The sequence below is a fragment of the Curtobacterium sp. MCPF17_051 genome, assembly GCF_003234595.1.
GTDB lineage: Bacteria > Actinomycetota > Actinomycetes > Actinomycetales > Microbacteriaceae > Curtobacterium > Curtobacterium flaccumfaciens.
Genome location: NZ_QKSE01000025.1, coordinates 1 through 25,541, shown reverse-complemented (window position 1 = coordinate 25,541; position 25,541 = coordinate 1). Strand labels below are relative to the sequence as shown.

Sequence of the window (25,541 nt, the reverse complement as noted above, 5' to 3'; positions counted from 1 at the left end):
GATCAGTTGGACTTCGCGGTCAGCCAGACGGTCATCGCGACGACCGCGCCGAGTCCGAAGATCCAGATGAACAGACCCTCGGCGACCGGCCCCAGGGAGCCGAGTGCGAAGCCACCGGGGGACTTGTTGTCCTGCACGTACTTGAGGTACGTGATGATGTCGGCCTTCTGCTCCGGCGTCAGGTTCAGGTCGTTGAAGACCGGCATGTTCTGCGGGCCGGTGAGCATGGCCTCGTAGATGTGCTTGCCGGAGACCGTCTCGAGGCTCGGGGCGTACTTGCCCTCGGTCAGTGCACCACCGGCGCCGGCCACGTTGTGGCACATGGCGCAGTTGATGCGGAACAGCTCGGCGCCTTCGGCAGCGTCGCCCTCCTCGCCGTTGGTGAGCTCGGTGGACGGGACCGACGGGCCGGGGCCGAGGGAGGCGACGTACTGCGCGAGCGCGTCGACCTGCTCGTCCGTGAACTGCGCGGGCTTCTCTTCAGCCTGCGGACCCTGAGCGGCCATCGGCATGCGGCCGGTGCCGACCTGGAAGTCGACCGACGCGGACCCGACACCGATGAGGGACGGGCCTTCACTCGTGCCCTGGGCGGAGAGACCGTGGCAGGTGGCGCAGTTCGAGGCGAAGAGCTTCTCGCCCTCGTTCACCTGCGACTGGCTCGAGGCGGCGACGGTGCTCGTGCTGTCGTCGGCGTTCGCCGTGGAGCTGAACAGTGCGTACGCGCCACCGGTGGTCATGAGACCCACGACGATGAGCGACACGGTCGCCATCGGTGAACGGCGGCCCTTCTTGGACTTGGTTCTGTTGAACATGTGCTGGGGGGTGTCCAGTTCCTACTTGAGAAGGTAGATGACGGCGAAGAGGAAGATCCACACGACGTCGACGAAGTGCCAGTAGTACGACACGACGATGGCGGTGGTCGCTTCCTTGTGGCCGAAGTTCTTGGCAGCGAAACCGCGGCCGAGCGTCAGCAGGAAGGCGATGAGGCCACCGGTCACGTGGAGCCCGTGGAACCCGGTGGTCATGTAGAACGCCGAGCCGTAGGCGCTGGAGGAGAGCGTCACGCCCTCGTGCCAGAGGTTGGCGTACTCGAAGATCTGGCCGCAGACGAAGATCGCACCCATCGCGTAGGTGACGAAGAACCACTCCGTCATGCCCCAGTGGCGCGGGTTCCAGCTCGTCCGGTGCACCTGGAAGCGCTCCGCAGCGAACACGGCGAACTGGCAGGCGAAGCTGGACAGCACCAGGATGATCGTGTTCACGGAGGCGAAGGGCACCTCGAGCTTCGCGGTCTCGGTCGCCCAGAGCTCAGGGGACGTGCTGCGGAGCGTGAAGTAGATCGCGAACAGGCCGGCGAAGAACATGACCTCGCTGCCCAGCCACACGATCGTCCCCACGGCCACGGCGTTCGGCCTGTTGAGGGCCGGACCGCTGGCTGATCTGGAGAGAGAGGTGCTAGTCACGTCCTCCATTATGACCGAAACCACTGACAGTGTTTTCGCAGGCGACTGGCGGGTCTCTCGAATTCACTACGATCGACCCATGCCTGACGCACTTTCTTGGCCAGCGGTGATCAGCGCGCTCATGGCGCGCGAGGACCTGACGATCAGGCAGTCCACATGGGCCATGGAGGAGATCGTGCACGGGCGCGCCACCCAGGCACAGATCGCGGCCTTCGCCGTGACGCTCCGCGCGAAGGGCGAGACCGTCGACGAGGTCGTCGGGTTCCGCGACGCGATCCTGGACGCCGCGGTTCCGCTCGACGTCGACCCGATGGCGCTCGACATCGTGGGGACCGGTGGCGACGTCGTCGGCACCGTGAACATCTCGACCATGGCGGCGATCGTGATCGCGGCCGCCGGGGTCCCCGTCGTCAAGCACGGCAACAAGGCCAGCTCGTCGAAGTCCGGGTCGAGCGACGTGCTCGCCGCCCTCGGACTCGATCTCACGATGGACGCCGCGCGTGTCGCGGACACCTTCCGGCGTGTCGGCCTGACCTTCGCCTTCGCCAACGCGTTCCACCCCGGTTTCGCCCACGCGGGCCCGGTCCGGCGCGAGATCGGCGTGCCGACGGTGTTCAACTTCCTCGGCCCGCTCGTCAACCCCGCGCGGTGCGAGGCCAATGCCGTGGGTGTCGCCCAGCTCGACCTCGTGTCGATCATCACGGGCGTGTTCCAGACGCGCGGGGCGACGGCGCTCGTGTTCCGCGGCGACGACGGACTCGACGAGCTGACCACCACCGGGCACAGCCACATCTGGGAGGTCACCGGCGGCCGCGTGACCGAGCACGACCTCGACCCACGCGACCTCGGCATCGCCCGAGCCCGGACGGAAGACCTGCTCGGCGGCGACCCCGAGCACAACGCCGCTGTCGTCCACCGGGTGCTCGCGGGGGAGACCGGACCCGTCCGCGACATCGTCCTGCTGAACGCCGCGGCCGGCCTCGTCTCGTTCCGGCTGGCGCAGGACCCGAACGAGTCCGACCGGCCGGTCCTGCAGCGCTTCCGTGAGCAGCTGGTCGTCGCCGCCGAGGCGATCGACTCGGGCGCCGGTGCGCGCAAACTGGCTGATTGGGTCGCGGTCCCGACCGCGACCGACGCGCAGTAGACGCTACGGACGGCACGCAGGAGACGCGATGCACGGGAGGCCCGGTGCCGGTTCCAGGAACCGGCACCGGGCCTCCCGTCGGTGCGTTCAGTGCACGCGGTGAGCGTGCGCCCGCCTCGTTACTGCACGTCCTCGTCGACCCAGTCGAAGGTCTTCGTGACGGCCTTCTTCCACAGGCGGAGCGTGCGCTCGCGCTCGGCGGCGTCGAGCTGGGGCTCCCAGCGCTTGTCCTCCTGCCAGTTGGCACGGAGCTCGTCGAGGTTGGCCCAGAAGCCGACCGCGAGGCCGGCGGCGTAGGCCGCACCGAGCGCCGTCGTCTCCGCGACGACGGGACGGACCACCGGCACGTTGAGGATGTCGGCCTGGAACTGCATGAGCTCGCTGTTCGCGGTCATGCCACCGTCGACCTTGAGCTCGGTCAGGTCCACACCGGAGTCGGCGTTGACCGCGTCGAGCACCTCGCGGGTCTGCAGCGCCGTCGCCTCGAGCGCGGCACGCGCGATGTGCCCCTTGTTGACGTAGCGGGTCAGACCGACGATCGCGCCGCGGGCATCGGGACGCCAGTACGGCGCGAAGAGCCCGGAGAACGCCGGCACGAAGTACACGCCACCGTTGTCCTCGACGGTCTTGGCCAGGGCCTCGACCTCCGGGGCGCTGCCGATCAGACCGAGGTTGTCGCGGAGCCACTGGATGAGCGAGCCCGTGACGGCGATCGAACCCTCGAGGGCGTAGTGCGTCTCCTGGTCGCCGAGCTTGTAGCCGACGGTGGTGAGCAGGCCGTTCTCGGAGCGGACGATCTCGGTACCGGTGTTGAAGATCAGGAAGTTGCCGGTGCCGTAGGTGTTCTTCGACTCGCCCTGGTCGAACGCGGCCTGACCGAAGGTCGCGGCCTGCTGGTCGCCGAGGATGCCGGCGATCGGGACCTCGCGCAGCAGGCTCGAGGACTCGACGTGGCCGTAGACCTCGGAGGAGCTGACGATCTCGGGGAGCATCGACTTCGGCACGCCGAAGTCGGCGAGGATGTCGTCCCGCCACTGCAGCGTCTCGAGGTCCATGAACAGCGTGCGGGACGCGTTCGTGACGTCGGTCTTGTGGACGCCGCCGTCGACGCCACCGGTCAGGTTCCAGAGGACCCAGGTGTCGGTGGTGCCGAAGAGCAGGTCGCCCGCCTCGGCCTTCTCACGAGCACCCTCGACGTTCTCGAGGATCCACATGATCTTGGTGCCGGCGAAGTAGGTCGCGAGCGGCAGGCCGACGATGGCCTTGTACTTGTCGGTGTCGCCGTCGGCGAGCTTGTCGACGAGCGCCTGCGTGCGGGTGTCCTGCCAGACGATCGCGTTGTAGATCGGCTTGCCGGTGGTCTTGTCCCAGACGACCGCGGTCTCGCGCTGGTTGGTGATGCCGACGGCTGCGACGTCGTGGCGCGTGATGTCGGCACGCGACAGTGCCTGACCGATCACCTCGCGGGTGTTGTCCCAGATCTCGGCGGGGTCGTGCTCGACCCACCCGGCACGCGGGAAGATCTGCTCGTGTTCCTTCTGCCCGGTCGAGATGATCGAACCGGAGTGGTCGAACACGATTGCTCGGGTCGAGGTCGTGCCCTGGTCGATGGCGACGATGTAGTCGGCCATTGGTGCTCCTTACGGGTGTTCGGTGCGGTGCGCGGTCGGTCGTGCGGAACGGCCGGTCACGCCTTCGGGGTGGGGGTGGGTCAGCTGACGACGGGCAGCAGGGCGACGGACAGGCCGGCGGCGATGGCGCCACCGATCAGCGGTCCGACGACCGGCACCCAGGCGTAGGCCCAGTCGCTCGAGCCCTTGCCCTTGATGGGCAGGAGGGCGTGGGCGATGCGCGGACCGAGGTCACGAGCCGGGTTGATGGCGTAGCCGGTGGGGCCACCGAGGCTGACACCGATCGCGATCACGAGGAACGCGACGGGGATCGCGCCGAGCTCCGACGGGGTCTGACCGTTCGTGAACGCGATGACGACGAAGACCAGCACGAAGGTGCCGATGATCTCCGTCACGAGGTTCCAGCCGTAGGAACGGATCGCGGGGCCGGTCGAGAAGACGCCGAGCTTGGCGGCCGCGTCGGGCTCCTGGTCGAAGTGCTGCTTGTAGGCGAGCCAGACGATGACCGCACCGATGACGGCGCCGATCAGCTGGGCGAGCCAGAACAGGAACATCTCACCGACGGTGATGTTGCCGAGGATCGCCTGCGCGAGGCTGACCGCGGGGTTGAGCTGTCCGCCGGACTTGTAGGACACGGTGACACCGGCGAAGACCGCGAAGCCCCAACCGATCGTGACCATCAGGAATCCGGCTCCGAAGCCCTTCGACTTCGCCAGCGAGACGGCGGCGACGACGCCGCCACCCAGGATGATGAGCATCGCCGTACCGACGAGCTCGGACAGGAACTTGACGCCGATGTCGTCCATCGGTGACCTCCAGTGCGTGAGGTGGGGGTCCGGCCGTGCTGCGCCGCACTCCCCGTTGAGTGATTGAGGCCAACCATAGTGATGCGGTTCCCGGCCCGGCGATGAATTCGTGGGCGAAGTGCGGCATCGTGCACGAACGTGCAGGACGAGTGTCCCCTGCACGATCCCGAGCCGGTGACGCGTCCTCGGGGCGCTGCACGAACGTGCACGGGGAGCGGACGGCTGCCCGTGTCGTCGATGTAGATTGGGCGCACTCCGGTCGACGACACGCGGTGTGACCGCCACGGTTCGACCCCGTACCCGTGGAGGCACCGCATGAAGAAGCTCATCAACGACCCGCAGGCCGTGGTCGAGGAGACCGTCCGGGGATTCGCCCGGGCACACGCCGGACACGTCGTCCTGGTCGAGGACCCGATCCACCTGCACCGCGCCGACGCGCCCGTCTCCGGCAAGGTCGGGATCGTCAGCGGCGGTGGCAGTGGTCACGAGCCGCTGCACGCCGGCTTCGTCGGGTACGGCATGCTCGACGCCGCGGTGCCCGGCCCGGTGTTCACGAGCCCGACGCCCGATCCGATCGTCGCCGCGACGAAGGCCGTGGACGGCGGTGCGGGCGTGCTGCACATCGTCAAGAACTACACCGGCGACGTGCTCAACTTCGAGACGGCCGCCGAGCTCGCGGCGATGGACGACGTCCGCGTCGAGTCCGTCGTGGTGGACGACGACGTCGCGGTGCAGGACTCCCTGTTCACCGCCGGCCGCCGCGGTGTCGCCGGGACCGTCGTGGTGGAGAAGTGCGCCGGCGCCGCCGCCGAGCGCGGGGACGACCTGGACACGGTCGCCGCCGTGGCCCGGCACGTCAACGACGTCACACGGTCGATGGGGCTCGCGCTGGCGTCGGGCACCGTCCCGCACGCGGGGGAGCCGTCGTTCGTGCTGGCCGACGACGAGGTCGAGCTCGGCATCGGCATCCACGGCGAGCCGGGCCGCGAGCGGATCGCGATGGCACCGGCGGACGAGCTGGTCGACCGCGTGCTCGAACCGATCCTGACCGACCTCGACGCCCCGGCCGGGTCGTCGGTGCTGCTCCTGGTGAACGGCATGGGCGGCACCCCGCTGTCCGAGCTCTACATCGCGTACCGACGCGCCGCCGAGGTCCTCTCCGACCGCGGCTACCGGGTCACGCGTAGTTTGGTCGGCGACTACGTCACGTCCCTCGAGATGCAGGGGTTCTCGCTCACCGTCACGGTGCTCGACGACGAACTCACGGCCCTCTGGGACGCCCCGGTGGAGACCCCGGCCCTGCGCTGGGGACGCTGAGCGATCGAGGACGGCCGCTCGACCACCGGACCACGAAACCTGGCCGACCGGGCCGGACACACGAAGGGAACCGCATTGGCGCTCGACACCGCATGGGCCATCGAATGGGTCCGTCGCACCGCCGCGACGATCGACGAACACCGCGCCGAGCTCGTCACGCTCGACCGCGAGATCGGGGACGGCGACCACGGCGAGAACCTCGACCGCGGGTTCCGGGCCGTGCTCGAGGCCGTCGACTCCGGGTCCTTCGACACCCCGGGTGCCGTGCTCAAGACCGTCGCGACGAAGCTCATCTCGACCGTGGGCGGGGCGGCCGGCCCGCTCTTCGGCACCGCCTACCTGAAGGCGGCGCAGGCCGCCGGTGACGCGGCCGCGCTCGACGCGGACACCCTCGTCGCCGTCCTCACCGCCGCTCGCGACGGGGTCGTGTCCCGCGGCAAGGCCGCGGTCGGCGACAAGACGATGGTCGACGCGTGGAGCCCCGCGGTCGACGCCGCAGCTGCGGCGGCCGGTGCCGGCGACGACCCGAAGGCCGTGCTCGCCGCAGCAGCCGACGCCGCCGCGCAGGGTGCGGCGGACACTGAGCCGCTCGTCGCCCACAAGGGCCGTGCGAGCTACCTCGGCGACCGCGCGATCGGGTACCGCGACCCCGGTGCGCAGTCGACGGCGTACATCCTGCGCGCAGCGGTGGACGCAGCGTGACCGTCGGCATCCTGGTCGTCTCGCACAGCGCGGCGATCGCGACCGGCACCGTCGAGCTGGCCCGGCAGATGGCTGCGGACGTGCCGCTCGTCGCCGCGGGCGGCACGGACGACGGCGGGATCGGCACCTCGTTCGAGGCGATCACCGCCGGCATCGAGGAGCTCGCCGAGGCGGACGCCGTCGTGGTGCTGTGCGACCTCGGCTCCGCCTACCTGACGACCGACACCGCGCTCGACTTCCTGGACGACGACGTCCGTGCTCGCGTCCACGTGTCGCAGGCCCCGTTGGTCGAGGGGACGGTGGCCGCCGCGGTCGCCGCCCAGACCGGCGGTGACGCCGACGCGGTCCTGGCCGCCGCGGCATCGGCCGCGGGTTCCGAGGCGGACGCGAGCAGCGCCTCCGATCCGTCCGGCGACCAGCCTGGAGGCCCGGGGCCGGCCGACGGGGCTGCCCCCGTCGACGACGCGGCCGGCTCCGACCGCGTCAGCGCGTCGGTCGAGCTGGTCAACGAGACCGGGCTCCACGCCCGGCCCGCCGCGGAGTTCGTGAAGACGGCGGCGAAGTACGACGCGAGCGTGCACGTCAACGGCGTGGACGCGAAGAGCCTGCTGGCGATCATGGCCCTGGCGCTGCCGAAGGGGGCGACGGTGTCGATCGACGCGACCGGGCAGGACGCCCGGGCCGCGGTCGACGCCCTGGTGGAGCTGGTCCGGTCCGGCTTCGGCGAGTGACACCGCCGCCGGGGGAGACCCCGGCGGCGGTGTCCGCTCCGGTCAACGGATCGAGATCGTCCCCGCCAGGTCGAGGTCCGAGGGGCCGCCGGTGACCCCGGCGTCCGCGAGCAGGGTGGCACCGAACACGGCGCTCCAGAACGTGCGGGCGTCACGGGCGACGCCGCTCGGGCTCGTCCAGCCCTGGTCGGCGACGACGCGTTCCAGGTAGCGCTCGGACTGCCGGAACAGCACGGCGAGCAGCAGACGCACGCGTTCACGCTGCGCCGGGTCGTCCCCGGCGGCCCCGAGCGCGCGCACCACGAGCGGGGTCGACGGCATCGCGAGGGCGGTGCGGGCGAGGACCCGGCGGAACGACTCCGGCGAGCGGGCACGACGGCCGGCCGCCTGCAGTCGCGTGGTGTCGCGGAGGAACAGCGCGAACGCGGCGTCGAGCACCAGGCGGTCCTTCGAGCCGTAGTGGTGCGTGATCTGGTTCGGGTAGACGCCAGCGGCCCGGGCGATCTCGCTGACGGTGATGCTCCGAGCACCCGCGCTCAGCAGTCCGGCCGTCGCGGCGAGGATCTTCGCCCGGGTCGCCGCGCCGCGTGCCGTGCCGGAGCCGTCCACCGTGGTTGCCATGTCCGAATTGTACGTGATACAACTCAACTTGTTCAACGTACAAGAGGAGTTCCCGTGGACATCGTCATCACCGGCTACGGCGCGGTCTCACCCTTCGGCCACGGCGTCGCGCCGCTCTGGGACGCCCTGGTGGCCGGTCGCTCCGGCGTCCGAGCCCTGCACCGTGACGGAGCGCTCTGGGAACAGGTGCCGATCCGGGTCGGGGCCGATGCCGCACTCGACGCCGAGGGGTCGCTCGGGCGCGTCCGTGCGAACCGCCTCGACCGCAGTCAGCAGCTGGCGCTCGTCGCCGCGGACGAAGCCTGGTCCGACGCCGGCGCCCCCGCGGTGGAGGGCGACCGCCTCGCCGTGGTGATCGGCACCGGGATCGGGGGAGTTGAGACGCTCCTCGACGCCCACGACGTGCTCGGTGCGTCCGGTGCCCGGCGGGTCTCACCGCGCACGGTGCCGATGCTCATGGCGAACGGTGCCGCCGCGCAGATCAGCATCGCGTACGGGGCGCGGGGCGGCGCGTACACGACGGTGTCGGCCTGCGCCTCGGGTGCCGAGGCCATCGCCACCGCCGCGCGACTCATCGCCACCGGTGAGGCCGACGTCGTCATCACCGGCGGCACCGAAGCCGCGGTCACCCCGGTGACGATGGCGTCGTTCGCCCAGTCGCAGGCACTCGCGAAGCCCGACGGCGACGATCCGACGACCCTGTCACGGCCGTTCGACGCCGACCGCCGCGGCTTCGTGCTCGGCGAGGGCGCCGGCATCGTCGTGCTCGAGCGTGCCGACCACGCCGCCGCCCGAGGCCAGCGGTCGCACGGCACGCTCGCCGGGTGGGGGATCACCTCGGACGCGCACCACATCACCGCACCGCTGACGGACGGCAGCGAGCAGGAGCGGGCCATGCGCGCCGCGATCCGGATGGCGGGACTCACCGGCGGCGACGTCGACCACGTGAACGCGCACGCCACGGGCACCCCCGTCGGCGACGTCGGCGAGGCGGCCGCCGTCAGTCGTGCGGTGGGGACCGGCGCGCTGGTCACCGCACCGAAGAGCGCGATCGGGCACATGTTCGGCGCCGCCGGCGCGGTCGAGGCGATCCTGACCCTGCGGGCGCTCGAGACCGGGACCGTGCCACCGACCCTGAACCTCGACCGGCTCGACCCCGCGGTGGACCTCGACGTCGTCTCCGGCACCGCCCGGACGGCGCCGCTCCGTGCGGCGTTGAACAACTCGTTCGGGTTCGGCGGTCAGAACGCGTCGCTGGTGTTCACCGCGGCGTGAGCTCCTGCAGGCCGGTGACCCGGAGCAGGTCCAGCTTCGCGGCGTCCTCGGAGCCCGGCACGACCGTGTAGACGACGATCCGCAGGTCACCGCCCGGCACGCTCAGCACGTCGCAGTCGATCTCCACCGGCCCGACCGGCGTGTGCACGACCTTGCGGCTCGCACGGTGCTCGGCGATCCGGCCGGTCTCCCAGCGGCGGGCGAACTCGGGAGACTCCCGCAGCAGCCGTTCGACCAGGTCCGCCAGGTCACGGTCCGCCGGGTAGCGGCCGTAGGCCTGCCGCAGATCGGCGGCGAGGTCGCTCGAGAACTCCTCCTGGTGCTCGTCGTCCCAGTCCACCCCGTCGTGCTCCTGCATGAAGTGCCGCCACACCAGGTTGCGCTCGAGTCCGACGTACCGAGAGGGGTCGCCGTTCACCGCGGCCCACAGCTCGTTCCAGAGCACGATGTCGTGGGTCGCCGTGAACACCGCGAGCGGGACGTCGCCGAGCCGGTCCACCAGCCGCTGCACGCCGGGCGTGATGTGCCGCGGCACCACCTGACGCGACGGCGGGGCGACGCCGGCCACCCGGCACAGGTGGTCCCGCTCCTCGGACGACAGCCGGAGCGCCGTCGCGAGGGCGGCGAGCAGCTGCGGCGACGGGTTCGTCGCCCGGCCCTGCTCGAGGCGGACGACGTAGTCGACACTCACGCCCGCCAGCGCGGCGAGCTCCTCACGGCGGAGGCCCGGGGTCCGTCTGCCGGGGCCGGCCGGCAGGCCGACCGCCTCGGGACGCACCCGGTCACGCCAGGAACGCAACACGTTCGCGAACTCGCTCATGTCCACCATCATCGCCCCGCGCCTCCTGTCCGTCCTGGTACTGCCGGTCCCACCGTCGCACCGTGCCTGGGGGACCCTGGCCGGCGGGGGCAGGCTGGACGCATGACAACGACACTGATCACCGGGGCCAACCGCAGCCTCGGACTCGAGACCGCACGCCGACTGCTCGAAGCCGGCCACACCGTCTACGCCGGCATGCGCGACCCGGCGAGCGGCGACGACGCTCGCGCACTCGGCGCCCACGTCGTGCAGCTGGACGTCACCGACCAGGCCAGCATCGACGCGGCGATCGCGACGATCCCCGCGCTCGACGTCCTCGTCAACAACGCCGGGATCCTCGGCACCTCGTTCGGGGTCGACGACCTCGACGCGAGCGCGATGGCGACCGTGCTCGACACCAACGTCACCGGCATCGTCCGGGTGACCCAGGCCGCGCTGCCCCTGCTGCGACGCTCGGCAGCACCCGTCATCGTGAACGTCTCGTCGGGGGTGGGGTTCCCGCGCTGGCTGACGACGCCGGGGCACGACGAGTACGGGGTCCCGGCGGTGCCGTACGCGGCGTCGAAGGCGGCCGTGATCGCGTTGACCGTGCAGTACGCGAAGAACCTGCCCGGGTTCCGGGTGAACGCGAGCGACCCGGGCTACACCGCGACGGAGTTCAACGGGTTCGGCGGACACCAGACGATCACCGAGGGCACCGACGCCACCGTCATGCTCGCGACGATCGGCACCGACGGGCCGACGGGGGAGTTCCACAACCGCGAGGGCCGCATCGAGTACTGAGTGGCAGCGCTGGCGTCAGTCGTGCACGTCGGCGCCGAACCCCGGCCCGGGCCGCATCATCCAGCCGTCCGGGTCGGGCAGCGGGCGGAACCCGAACCGCTCGTACAGCCCGTGGGCATCCGCGGTGAACAGGGCGAAGCGCTTCAAGCCGAGCGGCTCGACCGCCTCGGTCACGCCGCGCACGAGTGCGACCCCGACGCCGCGGCCCCGGGCGTCGGGGTCCACGAACACGTCGGCGAGCCACCCGAACGTCACGCCGTCGGTGATCACCCGCGCGTAGCCGAGCTGCTCGCCGGTCGTCGCGTCGTACACGCCGAAGTTCCGGGAGCCGGCGACGATCGCCTCCTGCGTCGCCCGGTCACGCCCACGGGCCCAGTACGACTCCTCGCTCAGCCAGCGGTGCACGCGGTCGACGTCCAGGTCGTCGGGGTCGGCGGAGAAGCGCAGATCGGTCACGCGACGAGTCAACCGGCGGACGCGCCCCCGGCGCAACGGCCGATCGGGTCGGGGTGGACCGCTCGCGTGGTCGGTTTGACGGGTGGCTGTCGACCTGGAGGCCCGTGGGGACCCCGACGCACGGGTCGCGTCGGGCGGTTGGTCGCGCTGCTCCGCCGCCCCTCGTCCGCCGTCCGGCGTCCGTCGTCCGTCGTCCGGCGTCCGTCGTCCGTCGTCCGTCGTCCGTCGTCCGGCTTCTGTCAGGATGGCCGCATGCGCGCCGTCCAGTACGCCCAGTTCGGTTCCGTCCCCTCGATCGTCGACCTGCCGGAACCGGTCGCGCCCGACCACGGCGTCGTCGTCCGGGTGGCTGCCACCGGTGTGTGCCGCAGCGACTGGCACGCGTGGAAGGGGCACGACGACTCGGTCCGGCTGCCGCACGTGCCCGGCCACGAGTTCGCCGGCGTCGTCGCGGCGATCGGTGCGGGCGTCCAGCGCTTCACCGTCGGCGACCGCGTCACGGCCCCGTTCGTGTTCGCCTGCGGGACCTGCGCCGAATGCCTCGACGGCGCCACGCAGGTATGCACCGCCCAGCAGCAGCCCGGGTTCGACCTGCAGGGCTCGTACGCGGACTCCCTGGTCGTCCCGCACGCCGACCTCAACCTCGTCGCGCTGCCCGACGCCGTGGACTTCGCGGTGGCGGCGGCACTGGGCTGCCGGTTCGGCACCGCGTTCCACGCGCTGCACGCCCGAGGGCGCGTGGCCGCAGGGGAGTGGGTCGTGGTCTACGGGTGCGGGGGAGTCGGGCTCTCGGCGGTCATGGTCGCCGTGGCCGCCGGCGCGCACGTGGTCGCCGTCGACGTCTCCGTGGCCGCACTCGAACGTGCCGCCGCCCTGGGCGCCGACACCGTGCTGATGGACACCGATGCCGTCACCGCGGTCCGATCCAGCACCGGCGGTGGAGCGCACGTCTCGCTCGACGCCTTCGGCAGCCGTGCCACCTCCGTCGCCGCCGTGGCGTCCCTGCGTCCGCGCGGCCGACACGTGCAGGTCGGGCTGCTGCTCGACGACGAAGCCGCTCCGGCGATCCCGATGGGCCGGGTCATCGCGGACGAACTCGAACTGCTCGGCAGCCACGGCGCACCGGTCGGGGAGTACGGCGCGATGCTCGACGCCGTCGTGGCCGGGCGACTGCGTCCGGAGCAGACGATCGGCCGCACGATCGGCTTCGACGACCTGCCCGAGGCGCTCGTCGCGATGGACCGACCCGCAACGTCGTCGGGCATGACCGTCGCGGTGTTCTGAGGCTCGGGCGTTTCCGTCAGCCCTCGGTCCGCGCGTCTGCGCCGCGGCGGATGCGGAGCACGACCGCGCCGACGACCAGCACCGCCAGGATCGCGACGACCCCGAACAGGAGCGCCTGACCGCCGTGCCCGTGCGCGTGCGTGCCGGTGCCGGTGCCGGTGCCGGTGTCGGTGTTCGATGCTGCTGCCGCTGCCGTGGGATCCGAGGACGGCGTGGGCGCGGCCGTCGGGCTGGTCGTGGGCGGGAGAACGGACTGCGATGCGGCCGGTTCCACCGTGAACGCGAGCTGCCCCTCGATCGGGTGGCCATCGGGGGAGACGTACCGCCAGACGACGGTGTGCGGGCCGGGCGAGAGCGACACCGCCTTCGACATCGAGGTGCCCTCGATGGTCACCGCTCCGGAGGACTCGTCGGCACCGCCGTCGTTGCGAACCTCGATGCGCAGACCGGCTTCGAGCCCGGCCAACGGCGCCTCGTTGAAGGTGAGTGTCACTCGCTCGAGGTTGGCGGCCACCGTGGCGCCGTCCGCCGGATCACTCGAGGTCAGTGCTGCGTGCGCGGAGGCAGGTGTCGCGCCGATCAGCACGAGGAACGCGGACAGGGCGACGGCGAACAGGACCCGGGGCGTCGCGGTTGGTGAGTGGCGTTGGTCATCTCGGTGATCGTGCACGCGTCCAGGCTAGGGAAGCGATGTCGAGCGTCCCGTCAGCCGAGCGGCCCCGGTGGCGATGTCTGAGTTGACATAATATGCATTATCGGCGCGCGGGTGGGTGCATCGGATGAGCCCTGCGTGAGCAGAAGAGGTCGAGTCCGACGAACGGACTCGACCTCTTCTGCTCACTGGGAGACGACGGCGTCAGTCGGCGGGCTTCGTCGGGACGTCGTCGGCGTCGATCTCGAGCGCCGCCGGCTCGCCGCCCTGTTCCTCCAGGGTGTCCTGGTCGGTGTCGGGCTGTTCCGGCGACTCGCTCTGCGTGGTCTCTTCGGCTGGGTCAGGCTGGCTGTAGCTCATGCGCCGGACGGTACGCCCGGGTTCCTGAACGGCTGCAAGCTCGGCGCGCTCTGGCTCACGCCTGGGTCAGGAAGACCGCGGTGACGATGTAGCCGATGATCCCGACGATGATCGCGACGACCGACAGGATGATGCCCGCGAGGATCATACCCCGGCTGCCACCGCGCTTCCGCGCGAGGATGCCGAGCACCAGACCGACGATGCCCGCGACCACGCCGATGATGGCGAGGAAGATGCCACCGACGGTACCGACGATGCCGAGCACCAGGGAGACGATGGCGAAGGTGTTCGACTGCGCGGGCGCGTTGCCGGGGTTGGACATGGTGGAGCTCCTTCTGGTCAGGACGCCGATCCAGGCCGGGCAGCCGATCGTGAGCGTCGGTCAGAACGCTAGTCCTCGCACACGGCTGGTGCCCAGATTCGCCCGCGGAGCCTGTCCCCCGGCTCAGGCTCCGACGTACGCCGCCAGGTGCTGCCCGGCCAGCGTCGACCGTGCCGCCACGAGCTCGGCGGGCGTCCCCTCGAACACGATGCGCCCGCCGTCGTGCCCGGCACCCGGCCCGAGGTCGATGATCCAGTCGGCGTGCGCCATCACGGCCTGGTGGTGTTCGATCACGACGACCGTCCGACCGGCGTCGACGAGCCGGTCGAGCAGACCGAGCAACTGGTCGACGTCGGCCAGGTGCAGGCCGGTGGTCGGCTCGTCGAGCACCACGACGCCGCTGCGGTCACCGAGGTGCGTCGCGAGTTTCAGCCGCTGCCGCTCTCCCCCGGACAACGTGGTGAGCGGTTGTCCGATCGTCAGGTACCCGAGACCCACGTCGGCGAGCCGGGCGAGGATCGTGTGGGCCGCCGGCAGTGCGGACTCCCCCGCCGCGAAGAACGCCAGCGCGTCGGCGACGGACATGCCGAGCACCTCGCTGATGTCCTTCCCGCCCAGGTGGTAGCCGAGCACGGACTGGTCGAACCGCTTGCCGTCGCACTCGACGCAGGGGCTCGCGACGCCCGCCATCATGCCGAGGTCGGTGTACACGACACCGGCACCGTTGCACGCCGGGCAAGCACCCTCCGAGTTGGCGCTGAACAGTGCGGGCTTGACACCGTTGGCCTTCGCGAAGGCCTTGCGGATCGGCTCGAGCAGGCCGGTGTACGTCGCCGGGTTGCTCCGCCGCGAGCCACGGATCCCGCTCTGGTCGATGGCGACCACGTCGTCGCGGCGGGCCAGCGACCCGTGGATGAGGGTGCTCTTGCCCGAGCCGGCGACCCCCGTGACGACGGTCAGCACCCCGGTGGGCACGTCCACGTCGACGTCGTGCAGGTTGTGGGCCGAGGCGCCGCGGATCGCGATCGCCCCGCCCGGACGACGCACCTCGGACTTCACGGTGACGCGGTCGTCCAGGTGCCGACCGGTCACGGTCCCGCTGGCACGCAGCCCGTCGACGGGCCCCTGGTAGCAGAGCGTCCCACCGCCGGACCCGGCACCGGGGCCGAGGTCGACGACGTGGTCGGCGATCGCGATGACCTCGGGCTTGTGCTCGACGACCAGGACGGTGTTGCCCTTGTCGCGCAACCGGACGAGCAGTTCGTTCATCCGCTCGATGTCGTGCGGGTGCAGCCCCGTGCTCGGCTCGTCGAACACGTAGGTGACGTCACTGAGCGAGGAGCCGAGGTGCTTCACCATCTTCACGCGCTGCCCCTCTCCCCCGGACAGCGTGCCGGTCGGGCGGTCGAGCGACAGGTAGCCGAGTCCGATCTCGACGAAGGACTCGAGCAGGTCGCGGAGCCCCTCGAGCAACGGCCCGACCCCGGGGTCGTCGAGACCCCGCAGCCAGGTGACGGCATCGGTGATCTGCATCGCGCAGACGTCCGCGATGCTGCGGCCCGCGATCTTCGACGAGCGGGCGGTGTCGTTCAACCGGGTGCCGTCGCAGGCCGGACACGTCGTGAAGGTCACCGCACGGTCGACGAATGCCCGGATGTGCGGCTGCATCGCCTCCCGGTCCTTCTGCAGGAACGACCGACGGACCCGGTGCACGAGCCCCTCGTAGGTCATGTTGATGCCGGCGATCTTCTGCTTCGTCGGCTCGCGGTACAGGAAGTCCTGCCGCTCCTGCTCGGTGAAGTCGCGGATCGGGGTGTCCCGGTCGAAGTAGCCCGACTCGGCGTACAGCCGCACGTTCCACCCGTCGGTCCCGTACCCGGGGATCGTGAGCGCACCGTCCCCGAGCGACTTCGTGTCGTCGAACAGCTGCGTCAGGTCGATGTCGTTCACCAGCCCCCGACCCTCACATTCGGCGCACATGCCGCCGAGCCGTGTGAACGAGACCTTCTGGGCCTTCGCGTCCGCACCCTTCTGCACCGTGATCGCTCCCCCGGCCGTCACGGTGGCGAGGTTGAACGAGAACGCGTTCGGCCCCCCGATGTGCGGTTGACCGAGTCGGCTGAACAGCACGCGCAGCATCGCGTTCGCGTCCGTGGCGGTGCCGACGGTGGAGCGCGGGTCGGCGCCGATGCGCTCCTGGTCGACGACGATCGCGGTGGTCAGGCCGTCGAGCAGGTCGACGTCCGGCCGCGCGAGCGAGGGCATGAACCCCTGCACGAACGCACTGTAGGTCTCGTTGATCATCCGCTGTGACTCGGCGGCGACGGTGCCGAACACGAGCGAGCTCTTGCCCGAGCCGGAGACCCCGGTGAACACCGTGAGCCGCCGCTTCGGCAGGTCCACGTCGACGTCGCGCAGGTTGTTCGCGCGGGCACCGCGCACCCGGATCCGGTCGTGCCGGTCGGCAGGGTGCGCGTCGGCGCCGGTGGGCTCGTCGTCGACCGGATCGGTGTGCATGCGGGTCAGCGTACCGACGGGAGGCCCGTGGCGGAGCCGCCACGGGCCTCCCGTCCGGTCCGGGGCCGGCCGTCAGGCCGTGGTGCGGTGCTCAGGCGCCGTGTCGGCGCACCAGGTCCGGCAGCTCGGCGGGCTCGAACTCCTCGTCGGTCGCGTCGAGTTCGTCGGCGGTCCACCACCGCGAGGCGAGGATGTCGACGCGCTCGTCGTCGGTCCACTCGGCGTCGGACAGTTCGAAGCCCGGCGTGCGGACGACGTAGAACTCGGCGTGCCCGCGGTCGTGGTCGGCGAGGTCCCACTCGACCGTGAAGTCCCAGGACCACACCGGTTCGCCGGGTTCGTCGATGACGATCCCGGTCTCCTCGCGCAGCTCGCGGATCGCGGCGTCGCGGTGGGACTCCCCCGGGTCGACTCCACCGCCAGGCGTGATCCAGCGGTGGGCTCCGTCGGACGACGGCGACTTCGTGTCCATCAGGAACACGCGGCCCTCTGGGTCGAGCAGCAGGATGCGGGAGGTGCGGCGCAGGCCGGGTTTGGCGGTCACCTGCCCGACGTTAGCCGACGAATCCGCTGACGTCGCCGACCAGCTTGGTGTGGTCGGCGGGGATCGGCTCGACGGCGGCCAGGGCGATCTCGGCCGCGAACTCGGACACGCTGTAGAGCTTGCCGACCTCCTGCCGACGACCCTCGATCGCGCCGGGGTTCAGGCGGTTCAGCAGCGTCGCGGTGATCGTGCCCTCGATCATGTCGCCGGAGACGACGACGAACTCGATGCCTGCGGCCTCGAGCTGCGGGATGAGTTCACGGAGGGCGAGTTCTCCGGCGCGCTTGCTCTTCGCGACCGGGACGTACTCGTCCATCGTCTCGGCGGTCTCGACGAAGTGGGCCTGGTGGCTCGTGACGAACACCACGCGGGAGCCGGCGGGCATGTGCGGCACGGCGGTCTGCAACATGTCGACCTGCGCGTCGCGGTTCAGGCGGAGCGCGTAGTCCTCGCCGACGCCGGACTCCATGCCGCCGGAGGCGTTGAGCACGAGCAGGTCGATGCCGCCCCACTCCTGGACGACGGTGTCGACGAGCGCCTGCACGGAGGCGTGATCGGTCAGGTCGGCGCCGACGGCCAGGGCGGACCCGCCCGCCTCGACGATCTTCTCGGCGATCTGCTCCGCGCGCTTGGCCTTGTTGCGGTAGTTCACGACGACCTTCGCGCCGGCCTCGGCGAGGTACCCGACGGTGTCGGCGCCGATGCCACGGGACGAACCGGTGACGACGGCGCGCTTGTCGGTGAGGGATCCGGGGGCGAGGGGGTTGCTCACAGTCGTGTTCTCCAGGTCTGGTTCCGGCCGGTCGGGCGCACCGAGCCTACCAATCGCCTGCACGAGGGTCGGACGGCCCTGATATGTTGAACGGAGTTGTACCGGCTGTCGCGACGCAGCGAGCCGCCGCGCGCGACCGAGGGAGGGAGATCGCGTGAACGGAATCGATTGGATCCAGAGCACCGTCTGGATCGGCCTGGTGTTGCTCCTGGGCGTGGTCGAGATCTTCACCCTCGACTTCATCTTCATCATGCTCGCGGCGGGTGCCGCCGGCGGGTTGATCGCCGCGCTGCTCGGCGCCCCGTGGTGGCTGTCCGCCATCGTCGCCGCGGTCGCCGCCCTCGTGCTGCTGTCGCTCGTCCGACCGCGCCTGCTCGTGGCGCTCGGCCGCGGTGCCGACCCGCACCGCACCAACGTCGACGGGCTCATCGGGCTCCCCGGCACGGTCGCGGTCGCCTTCACCTCCTCCAGTCCTGGTCAGGTGCGCCTGGCCAACGGCGAGACCTGGAGTGCCCGGTTCGCCGCGGACTCCGTCGACCGCACACCGCCACTCGGGACCCCTGTGGTCGTCGAGTCGATCGAGGGGTCGACCGCGGTCGTGCGCCTCGCAGAAAGGGCCACCTCGTGACCAGCATCTCCCCGGGGACGATCGCACTGCTCGTGCTCATCCTCGTCGTCGTCATCTTCGTGATCGTCGTCCTGGCGAAGGCGATCCGGATCGTCCCCCAGGCCACCGCGGGGATCGTCGAGCGACTCGGCAAGTACCACAAGACCCTCAACCCGGGGTTGAACCTCCTGGTGCCGTTCATCGACCGCCTGCGGCCGTTGCTCGACATGCGTGAGCAGGTCGTCTCGTTCCCGCCGCAGCCCGTGATCACCGAAGACAACCTGGTGGTCTCGATCGACACGGTCGTCTACTTCCAGGTGACCGACGCCCGTGCCGCGACGTACGAGATCGCGAACTACCTCGGCGCCGTCGAGCAGCTCACCACGACCACGCTCCGCAACGTCGTCGGTGGCCTGAACCTCGAAGAGGCACTGACCAGCCGCGACAACATCAACGGCCAGCTCCGCGTCGTCCTCGACGAAGCGACGGGCAAGTGGGGAATCCGTGTCGGCCGAGTCGAGCTCAAGGCGATCGAGCCGCCCGTGTCCATCCAGGACGCCATGGAACAGCAGCTCCGTGCCGAGCGCAGCCGTCGTGCCGCGATCCTGCAGGCCGAGGGCACCAAGCAGTCCCAGATCCTCGAGGCCGAGGGGCAGCGACAGGCGGCGATCCTGGCCGCCGAGGGTGACGCGAAGGCGCAGGTCCTGCGTGCCGAGGGTGAGGCTCAGGCCATCGCGACCGTGTTCGAGGCCATCCACACCGGTGACCCGGACGAGAAGCTGCTGTCCTACCAGTACCTGCAGACCCTGCCGAAGATCGCCGAGGGCACCTCGAACAAGCTCTGGATGATCCCGAGCGAGTTCACCGAGGCCCTGTCCGGCATCGCGAAGGGCTTCAGTGCCAGCCGCGGTGGCGGTGGCGCCGGTCCGATCGGCGGCGCTGCCGGCGGGACGGACTTCCTGTCCCGGATCTCGAAGCTCGCGAACGAGAGCCTGGCGAACACCGCGGCCGCGGACACCACGATGCCGCGTGCGGATGCCACCGCCGCGGACATCGTCCCCGAGTCCGACCTCGACGCGCGCCTGGCCGAGTCGAACCGCAGTGTCGACGCACACCTCGCGGCCGCCGACGACGCGACCGCCGAGCAGGTCGAGGACACTCCGCCCACGCCGGGCGACGACGCCTCCGGTCACCGGACCAGCGACGGCTCCGGTCGGCGCTGACGCTCCGGCACGGACGAACGACGACGCCCGCCCCGGGGAACCGGGGCGGGCGTCGTCGTGTGTTCGGTGGTGTCAGGCGCCGCGTCGTGCGCGGAGGACCTGCAGGCGCTCTTCGAGGAGCTCCTCGAGTTCCTCGCGCGAGCGGCGCTCGAGCAGCATGTCCCAGTGGGTGCGGGGCGCCTTCACGTCCTCTTCGGCGACCTCGACGGGGATCCCGTCGTCACCGAGCAGCCGGCCCTCGCGACCGGAGCGGGGCTCGGACCACGTCTGGGGGACGTCCGCATCAGCGGAGAAGACGATGTCGAACGTCTCACCCGAATCCGTCTGGTAGACCGCACGCTTGCGATCCGAGAGCTCGACGCCCTCTTCGCTCTGGAGACTCTGACTCCCGAGCCGCATGCCGCGGAGACTCCGATCAGCCATGTGTGTGCTCCTCTCGCTCGTCTGCCCTCCACAACACTGTCCCACGCCCCATCAATCCCGTACCGGCGCATTCACAGTCCGTTCCCAGTGGCTGGGCGCGTCCGATCAGGAGCGGGTGCGACGACCCCAGGGTGCGCAGGCGAGGAGCACGAGGAGCCCGCCGAGGGAGAGCAGGAGCGTGATCGAGCCGGACAGGATCGACGCGGGGGTGGTCGACGTGCCGAGCGGGACATCGGTCACCATCGACGTCGCGGTGTACTCCGGCACCCGGTCGATCGTGCGGCCGCTCGGGTCGATGACCTGCGACGCTCCGACGGTCGAGATGTTCACGAGCGACCTGCCGGTCTCGATGGCCCGCATCCGGGCGATCTCGAGCTGCTGCAGGTTCTCGTCGGTGCCCGAGAAGTCGGCGTTGTTCGTCTGCGCGAGGATCACCTGCGCTCCCCCGCGCACCATGTCGGCGGTCAGCCCGTCGTCGACGATGTCGAAGCAGATCGAGATGCCGGCACGGATCCCCGCGACCGACAGGACGTTCGGCTTCGTCCCCGGCGTGTAGTCGCGCTGCAGCAGTCCGATCAGCGACGGCGCGAGCTTGGAGAAGAACCAGCGGTCGGGCACGTACTCGCCGAACGGCACCGGGCGCTTCTTGTCGTAGGACGACTGCCAGCCGTCGGCGGTCCACACGAACGACGTGTTGTGCAGCACCCCCGACGGCGTCTGCGTGATGGCACCCGCCACGATCGGGGCGTCGAGCGACCCCACCACCGAGTCGAGGGCAGAGGCGATGACCGGCTGCTGGCGCGGGTCGTACTCCGCCCCGGCCTCGGGCCAGACGACGAGGTCGACACCCTTCGCGTCCACGTCCGTCGCCGCGACCTGCGCGGCCAGGACGTCGCCGGGCTCCGCACGGTCGAAGTAGCCCGCTGGACCGTTGCCCTGCACCGACTCGACCCGGATCGTGCCGCTCGTCGCGGCCGGCCACGCCGGCACCGCCAGGACCGCCGCGACGAGCAGACCAGCCGTGGCCACCCGCACGGGCAGCCGGAGCGTGATTCCCGGAACACGGGGTGCCACGAGCGCGAGCGACACCACGACCGCGACGCAGTACACGACGACGAACGTCAGCCCGAGGACGCCGACGTACGCCGCCAGGTGCGTGAACGGCCCCTGCGACTGCGACAGGCCGACGCGCCCCCAGGCGAAACCGCCGTACGGCCAGCTTCCCGAGAACCACTCGCGTCCGGTCCAGAGTGCGGCGACGACGGCCGGGAGGCCCCACACGCGTCCGGCGGTCGAGGGCACCACGCGCGCGACCCAGCGGTACGCCAGGGCGATGGCGACGCTGCCGAGTGCGAAGAACGCGGCTTCGAGCAGGGCGAGTGCGAACCACGGGACCGGGCCCAGGTAGCGGCCGGCCCACGAGATGGCCGGGATCCAGAACGCCGCCCCGGTGAGGTAGCCGATCCACGCCGCGCGCCGCGCTCGCTGCCCCATCACCGCGAGCAGCATGCAGGCGAGTGCCGGGTAGGCGAGGAACCACCACCCGGGCGACGGGAACGCGAGGGCGAAGAGGATCCCACCGATGACGGCCAACGGCACCGCGGTACCCAGCGGCAACGCGGCGAACGGGCCGGTCACGACCGCCCCGCGGCCGACGCGCGCGGGCAGCCCGCGCACACTGGTCTCCGGAACCCGCACCGTGCCTCCTGTCAGACCGCCGCGTAGGCGACGATGCCGCGGCGGACCGCGTCCGTCGCACGTCGGGCGGTCTGGGCGAGCTCGTCGTCGCCGGCGTTCCGGATCTGGTCGAGCAGGTCGATGACCTGCTTCGACCAGCGCACGAAGTCGCCGGCCGGCAGGTCGAGGGTGCGGAGGACGTCGTCGAGGGCCGAGCCCGAGGCCCAGCGGAACATGCCGACGGCCATCGCCGGGGTCGGCGGCTGCGAACCGGCCAGGCGCGCCGCGCGCTCGATGTCGTCGAGGCGCGACCAGATCGTCAGCGTCTCGTCGAGCGCAGGGCGGAACGCGCCGCGGGGCAGAGCGTGCTCCGTGCCGGGCGCGTCCTCGCGGCGGGGCTGGTAGATGATCGTCGCGGCCATGGCGGCGAGCTGTGCCGGGGTGAGGTCCTTCCAGACCCCCGCCTCGAGGCACTCGGCGACGAGCAGGTCGCGGTCGCCGTAGATGCGCTGCAGGCGACGGCCGCCCGCTGCCACCGTGGCTTCACCGTTGCCGGCGTCCACCAGGTAGCCGAGCTCGAGCAGGACCTCGGTGACGCGGTCGAACGTCGTGGCGACGGCGCCCGTGCGGGACCGGATCTGCTGGACGAGCTTGTCGTTGGCGCGCTTGAGCTTCCACCAGCGCTCGGACCAGCGGGCATGGGCCTCGCGTTCCGGGCAGGCGTGGCAGGGGTGGCGCTGCAGCTGGCGGCGGACCGCCGTGATCGCGGCTTGGCGTTCCTGTCGGGCCCCGTGCGACGCCTCGCGACCGCCGGGCACGTTCGTGCGCTCGAGGTCGGAGAGTTCACGGCGGAGCGCCGAGTACTCGGTGAAGTCGCCGAGGTGGCACTGCATCGCTTCGCGGTAGCCGTCGAGCGACTCCTGCTGCGAGCGGACCTTGCGGGCGAGGTCCACCACCGACCGGTCGGCCTGGAACTGGGCGAACGACGTCTCGAGTACTTCGCGCGTGCGCTGCCGGCCGAACTGGTCGATCAGGTTGACGGCCATGTTGTACGTCGGCTTGAACGACGAGTTGAGCGGGTAGGTGCGACGGCTGGCCAGCGACGCGACGGCCTGCGGGTCGAGCCCGTCGGTCCACTGGATGACCGAGTGCCCCTCGACGTCGATGCCACGACGACCGGCACGACCGGTGAGCTGCGTGTACTCCCCCGGGGTGATCGGCACACGGGCTTCGCCGTTGAACTTCTCGAGCTTCTCGAGCACGACGGTGCGCGCCGGCATGTTCACCCCGAGCGCCAGCGTCTCGGTGGCGAACACGACCTTCAGGAGCTTGCGCTGGAAGAGGTTCTCGACGACCTCCTTGAAGGCGGGGAGCAGGCCGGCGTGGTGCGCCGCGACCCCGCGCTCGAGCCCTTCGAGCCACTCCCAGTAGCCGAGGACGGCCAGGTCTTCGTCGAGCAGGGTGCGGCAGTGGTACTCCGCCGTCTCGCGGATCTCGTTGCGCTCCTGCAGCGTCGTCAGGGACAGGCCCGAGCGCAGGACGTTGCGGACACCCTGGTCGCAGCCGTTGCGGCTGAACACGAAGAAGATCGCGGGCAGGAGCATCCGCTCGTCGAGCATGTGCGCGATCTGTTCGCGGTGCACCTTCTCGGTGCGGGGCCCGCGACGCTCCGGGTAGCCACCACGACCGCGCCGACCACGGTGGCCGCCGCCGTTCCGCTCGCTCCGGGCGCCGCCGCCGACCATCCGGAGCAGTTCCGGGTTCACGCGGTTCGTCGCCGCGGCACCGCTCGAGTCGAACAGGTCGACCATCTTCGAACCGACCAGGACGTGCTGCTCGAGCGGGACCGGACGGTCTTCGGAGACGATGACGTCGGTGTCGCCGCGGACGGTCTGCAGCCAGTCGCCGAACTCCTCGGCGTTGGACACCGTTGCGCTGAGCGAGACGAGGCGGACCTCGGTCGGGAGGTGCAGGATGACCTCTTCCCACACGGCACCACGGAACCGGTCGGCGAGGTAGTGCACCTCGTCGAGGACCACCCAGGCGAGGTCGTCGAGCAGGTCCGAGTCCGCGTAGATCATGTTCCGGAGCACCTCGGTCGTCATCACGACGACGCGGGCGCGGGGGTTCACGTTCGTGTCGCCGGTGAGCAGCCCGACCTCGGACTCACCGTAGACGTCGACGAGCTCGGCGTACTTCTGGTTGCTGAGCGCCTTCATCGGCGTCGTGTAGAAGACCTTCGCCGTCGGCTGGCGCATGGCGAGCCAGATGGCGAACTCGGCGACGATGGTCTTGCCGGCTCCGGTCGGGGCGGCGACCAGGACGCTGCGGCCCTGGTCGAGCGAGTCGCATGCGGCGAACTGGAACGGGTCGAGGTCGAACCGCAGGTCCGTCCGGAAGAGCTCGAGGTTGCGCGACCGGTTGCGCACCTTGGCCGCGGCGAACCGCTCGGCCGCACTCGTGCCGCTCACAGGCCGTACTCCTCGTCGAGCTTCGCCTGGCGCTTCGCCAGACGGCGGTCGTGGATCCACGCGATGAAGCAGGCCGCGATGTAGAGCACCACCATCGGGACGGCGAGCAGGAACATCGAGATGACGTCCGCGCTCGGGGTGACGATGGCGCAGAAGACCAGGATGCAGAGGATCGCGACGCGCCAGCTCTTGATGATCGCGGAGGCCGACAGGACCCCGACGAAGTTCAGCAGGACGATGAAGACCGGCAGGACGAAGGCGATGCCCACCGCGACGATGAGCTTGATGACGAAGTCGTAGTACGCCTTCGCGTCGACGATCGAGGTGTCCTGGCTCGACACGAAGCTGCCGAGGATGCCGACCACGTGCGGCAGGATGTACCACCCGAAGTAGCACCCGGCGAAGAACAGCGGGATCGCGGTGCCGAGGAAGCCCCAGACGTACTGCCGCTCGCGCCGGACGAGCGCTGGCACGATGAACGCCCAGATCTGGTAGAGCCAGACCGGGCTCGCGATGACGACGCCGATGGTGATCGCGATCTGCAGCTTGAGGTCGAACGCCCCGGTGATCATCGGGAAGTTCAGCTCGGCCGTGTGTCCGCCGACCTTGGCGAGCTCGGTCACCGGTGCCCGCAGCGAGTCGAGCACCCAAGGGGTGAGGAACCAGCCGCCGATCGCACCGACGACGATCGCCACGACTGCGCGGAAGAGCCGGTTGCGCAGCTCGATGAGGTGCTGCCCGAGCGACATGCGGCCTTCGGCGTCGGTCTTCTGGCGCCCCTGCCGCTTCGCTCGCCCGCGCGCGGTCGTCGAAGCCATGTCGTCGATCTTACGGGGTCGGGACCGACAGTCCGCCTGGGGTCGCCGCGGCCGCGTGGTGGGCGGGCGCGGCGACCCCAGGCGGACTGTCGGTCCCGACCCCGTAAGATCGACGACATGGC

The 25,541-nt window shown here is 70.7% G+C and carries 25 protein-coding genes and 1 pseudogene; 9 read left to right on the top strand and 17 right to left on the bottom strand.

Going from position 1 to position 25,541, the window contains the following annotated elements:
- Positions 1–2: 2 nt before the first annotated feature.
- Both DEJ35_RS15960 and DEJ35_RS15955 read right to left on the bottom strand, forming a co-directional pair.
- On the bottom strand, positions 3–812 hold the full coding sequence (locus DEJ35_RS15960; protein WP_110860034.1) for a cytochrome c: 810 nt from the start codon (positions 810–812) through the stop codon (positions 3–5).
- A gap of 21 nt (positions 813–833) precedes the next feature.
- Positions 834–1,472: a heme-copper oxidase subunit III gene (locus DEJ35_RS15955; RefSeq protein ID WP_027465617.1), complete on the bottom strand. Its 639-nt coding sequence runs from the start codon at positions 1,470–1,472 to the stop codon at positions 834–836.
- 70 nt (positions 1,473–1,542) lie between these two features.
- On the opposite strand from DEJ35_RS15955, the gene trpD reads away from it, so the two are divergent.
- Positions 1,543–2,607 carry an anthranilate phosphoribosyltransferase gene (gene trpD / locus DEJ35_RS15950; protein WP_110860036.1) on the top strand — a complete coding sequence of 355 codons (1,065 nt, stop codon included), beginning with the start codon at positions 1,543–1,545 and terminating at the stop codon, positions 2,605–2,607.
- 119 nt (positions 2,608–2,726) lie between these two features.
- Here trpD and glpK read toward each other — a convergent pair whose 3' ends face one another.
- Entirely contained in the window at positions 2,727–4,238 is a 1,512-nt protein-coding gene (gene glpK, locus DEJ35_RS15945) for a glycerol kinase GlpK (RefSeq protein ID WP_110860038.1), read from the bottom strand.
- Positions 4,239–4,318: 80 nt separating this feature from the next.
- On the bottom strand, positions 4,319–5,044 hold the full coding sequence (locus DEJ35_RS15940) for an MIP/aquaporin family protein (protein ID WP_111193146.1): 726 nt from the start codon (positions 5,042–5,044) through the stop codon (positions 4,319–4,321).
- A 315-nt stretch (positions 5,045–5,359) separates the two neighbouring features.
- Here DEJ35_RS15940 and dhaK point away from each other — a divergent pair, with 315 nt between their 5' ends.
- The 3 genes from dhaK to dhaM all read left to right on the top strand — a co-directional run bounded on the left by dhaK (position 5,360) and on the right by dhaM (position 7,794).
- Positions 5,360–6,361 (top strand): dihydroxyacetone kinase subunit DhaK, encoded by a 1,002-nt coding sequence (dhaK, locus tag DEJ35_RS15935; RefSeq protein ID WP_111193145.1) that lies wholly within the window; start codon positions 5,360–5,362, stop codon positions 6,359–6,361.
- Positions 6,362–6,436: 75 nt separating this feature from the next.
- Positions 6,437–7,063 carry a dihydroxyacetone kinase subunit DhaL gene (gene dhaL / locus DEJ35_RS15930; RefSeq protein WP_111193144.1) on the top strand — a complete coding sequence of 209 codons (627 nt, stop codon included), beginning with the start codon at positions 6,437–6,439 and terminating at the stop codon, positions 7,061–7,063.
- Complete coding sequence (gene dhaM / locus DEJ35_RS15925) at positions 7,060–7,794, top strand: dihydroxyacetone kinase phosphoryl donor subunit DhaM (RefSeq protein ID WP_111193143.1); 735 nt, start codon at positions 7,060–7,062, stop codon at positions 7,792–7,794. The genes dhaL and dhaM overlap by 4 nt, the downstream gene beginning before the upstream one ends.
- Before the next feature lie 42 nt (positions 7,795–7,836).
- Here dhaM and DEJ35_RS15920 read toward each other — a convergent pair whose 3' ends face one another.
- Positions 7,837–8,415: a TetR/AcrR family transcriptional regulator C-terminal domain-containing protein gene (locus DEJ35_RS15920; RefSeq protein ID WP_111090829.1), complete on the bottom strand. Its 579-nt coding sequence runs from the start codon at positions 8,413–8,415 to the stop codon at positions 7,837–7,839.
- A 54-nt stretch (positions 8,416–8,469) separates the two neighbouring features.
- Here DEJ35_RS15920 and DEJ35_RS15915 point away from each other — a divergent pair, with 54 nt between their 5' ends.
- Positions 8,470–9,690: a beta-ketoacyl synthase gene (locus tag DEJ35_RS15915; protein ID WP_110860050.1), complete on the top strand. Its 1,221-nt coding sequence runs from the start codon at positions 8,470–8,472 to the stop codon at positions 9,688–9,690.
- Here DEJ35_RS15915 and DEJ35_RS15910 read toward each other — a convergent pair.
- On the bottom strand, positions 9,677–10,510 hold the full coding sequence (locus DEJ35_RS15910) for a helix-turn-helix domain-containing protein (protein WP_181420043.1): 834 nt from the start codon (positions 10,508–10,510) through the stop codon (positions 9,677–9,679). The genes DEJ35_RS15915 and DEJ35_RS15910 overlap by 14 nt on opposite strands.
- Positions 10,511–10,612: 102 nt before the next feature.
- Here DEJ35_RS15910 and DEJ35_RS15905 point away from each other — a divergent pair, with 102 nt between their 5' ends.
- The gene (locus tag DEJ35_RS15905; RefSeq protein ID WP_110860054.1) at positions 10,613–11,293 is read left to right on the top strand and encodes an SDR family NAD(P)-dependent oxidoreductase; all 681 of its coding nucleotides are present in this window, start codon (positions 10,613–10,615) and stop codon (positions 11,291–11,293) included.
- A gap of 15 nt (positions 11,294–11,308) precedes the next feature.
- On the opposite strand, the gene DEJ35_RS15900 is transcribed toward DEJ35_RS15905, so the two are convergent.
- Positions 11,309–11,749 carry a GNAT family N-acetyltransferase gene (locus tag DEJ35_RS15900; RefSeq protein ID WP_110860056.1) on the bottom strand — a complete coding sequence of 147 codons (441 nt, stop codon included), beginning with the start codon at positions 11,747–11,749 and terminating at the stop codon, positions 11,309–11,311.
- Positions 11,750–12,001: 252 nt separating this feature from the next.
- Between DEJ35_RS15900 and DEJ35_RS15895 the strand changes: the two genes are divergently transcribed.
- A complete protein-coding gene (locus tag DEJ35_RS15895; protein WP_111193149.1) occupies positions 12,002–13,033 on the top strand; it encodes an alcohol dehydrogenase catalytic domain-containing protein in 1,032 nt (343 codons plus the stop codon).
- Between the two features lie 16 nt (positions 13,034–13,049).
- On the opposite strand, the gene DEJ35_RS15890 is transcribed toward DEJ35_RS15895, so the two are convergent.
- The 6 genes from DEJ35_RS15890 to DEJ35_RS15870 form a co-directional block, all read right to left on the bottom strand.
- Positions 13,050–13,703, bottom strand: coding sequence for a copper resistance CopC family protein (locus DEJ35_RS15890; RefSeq protein WP_111193142.1), 654 nt, complete (start codon positions 13,701–13,703; stop codon positions 13,050–13,052).
- 186 nt (positions 13,704–13,889) lie between these two features.
- A complete protein-coding gene (locus DEJ35_RS17420; RefSeq protein ID WP_163343611.1) occupies positions 13,890–14,045 on the bottom strand; it encodes a hypothetical protein in 156 nt (51 codons plus the stop codon).
- Between the two features lie 55 nt (positions 14,046–14,100).
- Complete coding sequence (locus DEJ35_RS15885; RefSeq protein WP_111122972.1) at positions 14,101–14,367, bottom strand: hypothetical protein; 267 nt, start codon at positions 14,365–14,367, stop codon at positions 14,101–14,103.
- Between the two features lie 123 nt (positions 14,368–14,490).
- On the bottom strand, positions 14,491–16,884 hold the full coding sequence (locus DEJ35_RS15880) for an excinuclease ABC subunit UvrA (protein WP_111193141.1): 2,394 nt from the start codon (positions 16,882–16,884) through the stop codon (positions 14,491–14,493).
- A 91-nt stretch (positions 16,885–16,975) separates the two neighbouring features.
- On the bottom strand, positions 16,976–17,428 hold the full coding sequence (locus DEJ35_RS15875) for an NUDIX hydrolase (protein ID WP_111090825.1): 453 nt from the start codon (positions 17,426–17,428) through the stop codon (positions 16,976–16,978).
- Positions 17,429–17,438: 10 nt separating this feature from the next.
- Positions 17,439–18,200 carry an SDR family oxidoreductase gene (locus tag DEJ35_RS15870; protein ID WP_110860066.1) on the bottom strand — a complete coding sequence of 254 codons (762 nt, stop codon included), beginning with the start codon at positions 18,198–18,200 and terminating at the stop codon, positions 17,439–17,441.
- Positions 18,201–18,354: 154 nt separating this feature from the next.
- Here DEJ35_RS15870 and DEJ35_RS15865 point away from each other — a divergent pair, with 154 nt between their 5' ends.
- Together DEJ35_RS15865 and DEJ35_RS15860 are read left to right on the top strand one after the other, a co-directional pair.
- The gene (locus DEJ35_RS15865) at positions 18,355–18,828 is read left to right on the top strand and encodes an NfeD family protein (RefSeq protein WP_110860068.1); all 474 of its coding nucleotides are present in this window, start codon (positions 18,355–18,357) and stop codon (positions 18,826–18,828) included.
- A 20-nt stretch (positions 18,829–18,848) separates the two neighbouring features.
- Positions 18,849–19,730 (top strand): annotated as a pseudogene (locus DEJ35_RS15860) (SPFH domain-containing protein); the annotation flags it as partial.
- Positions 19,731–20,102: 372 nt separating this feature from the next.
- Here the strand turns inward: DEJ35_RS15860 and DEJ35_RS15855 are convergent.
- The 4 genes from DEJ35_RS15855 to tatC all read right to left on the bottom strand — a co-directional run bounded on the left by DEJ35_RS15855 (position 20,103) and on the right by tatC (position 25,350).
- Positions 20,103–20,453: an RNA polymerase-binding protein RbpA gene (locus DEJ35_RS15855; protein WP_027465636.1), complete on the bottom strand. Its 351-nt coding sequence runs from the start codon at positions 20,451–20,453 to the stop codon at positions 20,103–20,105.
- 105 nt (positions 20,454–20,558) lie between these two features.
- Entirely contained in the window at positions 20,559–22,151 is a 1,593-nt protein-coding gene (lnt, locus tag DEJ35_RS15850) for an apolipoprotein N-acyltransferase (RefSeq protein ID WP_258378514.1), read from the bottom strand.
- Between the two features lie 11 nt (positions 22,152–22,162).
- A complete protein-coding gene (locus tag DEJ35_RS15845) occupies positions 22,163–24,601 on the bottom strand; it encodes an RNA helicase (protein WP_111193139.1) in 2,439 nt (812 codons plus the stop codon).
- Positions 24,598–25,350: a twin-arginine translocase subunit TatC gene (gene tatC, locus DEJ35_RS15840; RefSeq protein ID WP_110860107.1), complete on the bottom strand. Its 753-nt coding sequence runs from the start codon at positions 25,348–25,350 to the stop codon at positions 24,598–24,600. The genes DEJ35_RS15845 and tatC overlap by 4 nt, the downstream gene beginning before the upstream one ends.
- Positions 25,351–25,541: the final 191 nt, after the last annotated feature.